Below are 3,227 nucleotides of genomic sequence, written 5' to 3'. Positions count from 1 at the left end.
TGCGGGCGCGTGTTATGTGTTGGTGTTGGTGGTGGTCCGGTGGGCGTCCTGGCCGTCCCGGGCCGGTGGTTGGGGGGGGGCGTGTCGTACCCGTTCGCGCGCCCCCATCTGTCGTCGGAGCCGGGTCCGTCCCCCGGATCAGCCGTCCGCGGCCCCGGACTGCCGGGGCAGCGCCAGCGCCACCGTGTCCGCGAACTCCCGGACCGCGCTGGTCCGGCTGACCACCCGGCCACTGTGCACCACCAGTCGGCTGTGCCCGCCCGCGAGCGCCCCGGCCAGGCTGTCCCCGCGCACCGCCAGCAGCTCCGCCGGGAACCCGGCGTCCACCCGGACCGGGGCCAGTCCGAGCGTTGCCCGGGCCTGGTTCGCCACCGCGTCGTACGCCGCCGCCGGGTCCAGCTCCCCACCGGCCGACAGCAGGTACGCCGACTCCAGCGGATCCGCCCGGCCGACCGGGTTGGACGGGTCGCGCAGCGCCCCGCTGCCCGCCGCCAGCGGCACCCGGGCGGCGGCCAACTCCCGTACCAGGCCCGGCCGCAGGCCCGTCGTCCGGCCCTCCAGACCGGTGCAGCCGCCGTTCTGCGGCAGGCAGACGACCCGGATCCCGCTGGTCGCCAGCACCGTCGACCCGCCCCGGGCCAGCGCCCCGCACGGGCCGAGCGTCACTCGCGGCCGTAGCGGTGCCAACGCGCCCGCCATCCGGGCGAGTTGGGCGGCGTCGGCGGCACCGGTGTGCAGGTCCACCGGACAGTCCGCCTCCCGGGCGGCCTCCAGCAGCAGCTGCACGTACCCGGCCGGGTCCGGATCCAGGTCCGGGCAGCCGCCGGCCGCGGTGGCGCCCAGCTTGAGCGCCTCGCGCAGCTGCGCCCGGCCGTCCGCGCCGGCCCGCCCGGTGAGCAGCCGGGGCATCGCCACCGCCTGGAGCTCGGCCAGCCCGCGCAGCTCCTGCCGGGCGGTGAGCACCGCCTCCAGCCGGCGCAGTCCGTGCACGTCGCCGATCCGGACGTGGGTGCGCTGGGCGGTGGCGCCGTAGCCGAGCGAGGTCAGCGCGGCCTCGGTGACCCGGCGGGTGAGGTCGGCCGGGGTGTCCGGCGGCGGGGCGGCCAGCGCGGCGGAGAACGCGGTGTCGTAGTGGGCGTGCGCCTCGGCGGGGGCCGGGAGCAGCAGGTAGCCGCGCAGGTCGATCCGGGCGCCGGTGGTGACGGTGGGCGCGCCGGGCAGGGCGGGCAGTGGGCCGAGGCTGCCGACGGTGCCGACCGCCTGGATCCGGTCGCCGCTGATCCGGACGTCCACCACCCGCCCGTCGGCCAGCCGGGCGCCGGTGAGGAGCAGGACCGGGCCGTGCCCGAGCGGGTTGGCCGCCGGGCCGGGTCCGGAGTGCGGCCCGTCGGCGGCTGCGCTGTCCATCGCCGGCTCCTTCTCGCGTCGGCCCGTGCGGTCGGCCCCGGGCCGCCGGCCCGTACCGCCGGGCGGTCCTCCCGATCAATGAGCGTCGAGCCTATGGGCCCGGGGGGCGGGGCGCCGGGAGGCGGGCAATAGTCGTATCGGGTCGGGCCGCGGCGCTCGCGGCCCGATCGAACGCCCGGCCTTGGATCGTCCGCCCGTACCCCTCACCCACCTGCGGTCTTCGCCGCGGGATACGGATTTCACCTCCGGGCGCGAAACGTGTAATCTCTTCCTCGTTCGCCCCTATAGCTCAGTCGGTAGAGCGTCTCCATGGTAAGGAGAAGGTCTGCGGTTCGATTCCGCATGGGGGCTCGGTGAGAAGCAGTCAGCCTCGGCTGTACTGTGGATCACTGTGGCGGTGTAGCTCAGTTGGTAGAGCAAGCGGCTCATAATCGCTGTGTCACCGGTTCAAGTCCGGTCACCGCTACCCCGCGTAGTCGGTCGGGAGATCGCACTCCCGGTCGGCTACTCTTGTTGTGTTCTTATTCGTTGTCCAAGGAAGGCACTCCCGTGGCTGCCACCGACGTCCGCCCGAAGATCACGCTGGCCTGCGTGGAGTGCAAGGAGCGGAACTACATCACCAAGAAGAACCGGCGTAACGACCCGGACCGTCTTGAGATGAAGAAGCACTGCCCCCGCTGCAACTCGCACACCGCGCACCGCGAGACCCGCTGACCCTGAAGTAGGGCGACGGGCCTGTGTGAACTCAGGTCTTCTGCTCCGGGCCGCATCCCTCACAGGGGGTGCGGCCCGGAGTTTTTTCGTATCCACCCGCGTTCCGAGGAGCTGCCATGGCGCTCGACCCCTCCTTCATCGGGCGTAGTTACCCGCCCACCGAGCCGTACGAGGTCGGCCGGGAGAAGATCCGCGAGTTCGCGACCGCGGTCGGCGACGCCAACCCGGCGTACACCGACCCGGAGGCGGCGAAGGCGCTGGGCCACCCCGACGTGATCGCCCCGCCGACCTTCCCGTTCGTGATCACCTACCGCGCGGCCGGCCAGGTGGTCGAGGACCCGGAGCTGGGCCTGGACTTCAGCCGGGTGGTGCACGGCGACCAGAAGTTCGCCTACACCCGCCCGGTGCGGGCCGGTGACCGGCTGTCGGTCGCGGTGACCATCGACAACATCAAGTCGCTGGCGGGCAACGACGTGCTCACCGTGCGCGGCGAGGTGACCGACGCGACCGGCGAGCACGTTGTGACGTCGGTCATGACCCTGGTGGCCCGGGCCGCCGACGAGGCGGGGGAGTGAACACGATGGCGATCAGCTACGACGAGGTCGAGGTCGGCACCGAGCTGCCGGCGCAGTCCTTCCCGGTGACCCGCGACACACTGGTGAGGTACGCGGGCGCCTCGGGCGATTTCAACCCGATCCACTGGAACGAGAGGTTCGCCCTGGAGGTCGGCCTGCCGGACGTCATCGCGCACGGCATGTTCACCATGGCCGAGGCGATTCGGGTGGTCACCGACTGGGTCGGCGACCCGGCCGCGGTGGTCGAGTACGGCGTGCGCTTCACCCGCCCGGTGCCGGTGCCGAACGACGGGGTCGGCGCGGTGGTCGAGGTCTCGGCCAAGGTCGCCAAGAAGCTGGACGACCGCAGGGTGCAGGTCGACCTTCTGGCCACCGCGGGCGGCCAGAAGGTGCTCGGGATGTCCCGGGCCGTGGTCCGGCTCGGCTGAGCCGTCCCTCCGGGCCGGGGGCGCCGGGGGGGCGCCCGCAGCACACCGGGCCGGGGCGGCGCGGCCGGGCGGGGTGAGGTGATTTGTTTGCTGAAGGTTGGTG

Annotated in this window: 4 protein-coding genes and 2 tRNA genes; 5 read left to right on the top strand and 1 reads right to left on the bottom strand. The window is 73.3% G+C overall.

Annotation, left to right across the window (positions count from 1 at the left end; translation table 11 throughout):
• Positions 1 to 138: 138 nt before the first annotated feature.
• Positions 139 to 1,407 carry a hydrolase gene (locus ACWGJO_RS22230; protein ID WP_452186132.1) on the bottom strand — a complete coding sequence of 423 codons (1,269 nt, stop codon included), beginning with the start codon at positions 1,405 to 1,407 and terminating at the stop codon, positions 139 to 141.
• A gap of 278 nt (positions 1,408 to 1,685) precedes the next feature.
• On the opposite strand from ACWGJO_RS22230, the gene ACWGJO_RS22225 reads away from it, so the two are divergent.
• The 5 genes from ACWGJO_RS22225 to ACWGJO_RS22205 all read left to right on the top strand — a co-directional run bounded on the left by ACWGJO_RS22225 (position 1,686) and on the right by ACWGJO_RS22205 (position 3,124).
• Positions 1,686 to 1,758, top strand: a tRNA-Thr gene (locus ACWGJO_RS22225).
• A gap of 42 nt (positions 1,759 to 1,800) precedes the next feature.
• A tRNA-Met gene (locus ACWGJO_RS22220) sits at positions 1,801 to 1,873 on the top strand.
• 83 nt (positions 1,874 to 1,956) lie between these two features.
• Positions 1,957 to 2,121 (top strand): 50S ribosomal protein L33, encoded by a 165-nt coding sequence (rpmG, locus tag ACWGJO_RS22215; RefSeq protein WP_006604855.1) that lies wholly within the window; start codon positions 1,957 to 1,959, stop codon positions 2,119 to 2,121.
• Between the two features lie 116 nt (positions 2,122 to 2,237).
• Positions 2,238 to 2,696 (top strand): MaoC family dehydratase N-terminal domain-containing protein, encoded by a 459-nt coding sequence (locus ACWGJO_RS22210; protein ID WP_359897553.1) that lies wholly within the window; start codon positions 2,238 to 2,240, stop codon positions 2,694 to 2,696.
• 5 nt (positions 2,697 to 2,701) lie between these two features.
• On the top strand, positions 2,702 to 3,124 hold the full coding sequence (locus ACWGJO_RS22205; protein WP_359897552.1) for a MaoC family dehydratase: 423 nt from the start codon (positions 2,702 to 2,704) through the stop codon (positions 3,122 to 3,124).
• Positions 3,125 to 3,227: the final 103 nt, after the last annotated feature.

The organism is Kitasatospora sp. NPDC054795, assembly GCF_053611565.1.
Note: the sequence above shows the minus strand (reverse complement) of the source record. Positions and strands in the feature narration are given on the sequence as shown.

Excerpts from the sequence above, each read along its gene's own strand:
- ACWGJO_RS22230 (WP_452186132.1), bottom strand. The coding sequence starts at position 1,407 with ATGGACAGCGCAGCCGCCGACGGGCCGCACTCCGGACCCGGCCCGGCG.
- ACWGJO_RS22210 (WP_359897553.1), top strand. The coding sequence starts at position 2,238 with ATGGCGCTCGACCCCTCCTTCATCGGGCGTAGTTACCCGCCCACCGAG.
- ACWGJO_RS22205 (WP_359897552.1), top strand. The coding sequence starts at position 2,702 with ATGGCGATCAGCTACGACGAGGTCGAGGTCGGCACCGAGCTGCCGGCG.